The sequence below is a fragment of the Bradyrhizobium lablabi genome, assembly GCF_001440475.1.
In the GTDB taxonomy this organism is placed as follows: Bacteria; Pseudomonadota; Alphaproteobacteria; order Rhizobiales; family Xanthobacteraceae; genus Bradyrhizobium; species Bradyrhizobium lablabi.
Genome location: NZ_LLYB01000002.1, coordinates 1 through 1,095 on the forward strand (window position 1 = coordinate 1; position 1,095 = coordinate 1,095).

1 protein-coding gene is annotated in these 1,095 nt (G+C 62.1%); it reads right to left on the bottom strand.

What is annotated here, in order from left to right; translation table 11 throughout:
- Window positions 1-28: 28 nt before the first annotated feature.
- Window positions 29-1,036 carry an IS5 family transposase gene (locus tag CQ14_RS00010; protein WP_057855929.1) on the bottom strand — a complete coding sequence of 336 codons (1,008 nt, stop codon included), beginning with the start codon at window positions 1,034-1,036 and terminating at the stop codon, window positions 29-31.
- Window positions 1,037-1,095 lie beyond the last annotated feature (59 nt).

The following is a 1,095-nucleotide window of genomic DNA, read 5'->3' on the forward strand; positions in this document are numbered from 1 at the left end:
CGCGAGACTTGAGCACGCGTTGACCGGTTCAGGTGGTCTGCGGTGCCATTCTCGCCCATCGTTGGAGGTTGATGGCTGCTGCGGCGAGTTGGAATGCGGTGGCGTTGCGGAGCAGGCCTCGATATCGGGCACGCGCAAAACCGTAGACGCGCTTGATCAAGGCAAAGAGCGGCTCCACCGGAGCGCGACGATGCCTGAGAACCGCATTACGGCGTACAGCCCATGTTCCCAAACGATGCCAGCGGCCGTTCCTGCGCATGATGCCGTCGCGGATACCCATCTCCTTCAACCGCGCTCGGCGAGCGTGGCTGTCGTAAGCCTTGTCGGCATAGACGATGGCCTCGTCGCCGCAGATCAGGGCATCGGCAACGACGGTGTCATTGACGCTGGCGGGCGTGAAGTCGAGGCGGCGAATGATGCGGCTGTCCTGGTCCATCCCCACATGCATCTTGTAGCCGAAGAAGTACTTGTTCTCTTTCCGGGTCCATGTGGCGTCGGGGTCGTGTGGGCTTTTGACCAATTTGCTGGCGGGCCGACCGTCGGCGTCTGGCGGCACGGGGCCGTCCGGTGGTTCCGGCGGATTGACGGCCGAACGAACCAGCGACGCATCGATCAGCGTGCCACGCTTCAACACGAAGCCGGACTTCTCGATCTGCGCCGTGATCAGGTCAAAGGCGCGTTCGGCCAGACCGCTCTTGGCCAATTGCTCTCGGAAGCGCCAGAGGGTGGAATGATCCGGCACCGGTTCGCTCAGTGACAGACCCAGAAATCGCCGGAAGGACAGCCGATCCAACAATGCTTCCTCAAGTCCGGGATCGGACAACCCATACCATTGCTGCAGCAGCAACGCCTTGAACAGCGCAAGCGAAGGATAGCCCGGCGCACCCATCGATCCGCTGCGCAAGCCGCCCAGCAGCGCTTCGACCGCAGGCCAGTCCACCAGTTCCGCCATCCGCTGCAACGGTGCGTTGGCACGTGCGGCCTCGTTCACCAGACCGTCCGTAAAGCTCAATTGTCCGATCTGCCGCTCCGCCATCAGTCCCTCCAGCGAATCTCCTCCTCTAAAGAGAATCATTCGCGCGCGACTTATGCAAA

What these genes read in the sequence shown, in the direction of transcription:
- CQ14_RS00010 (WP_057855929.1), bottom strand. Translation starts at nt 1,036, where the DNA reads ATGGCGGAGCGGCAGATCGGACAATTGAGCTTTACGGACGGTCTGGTG.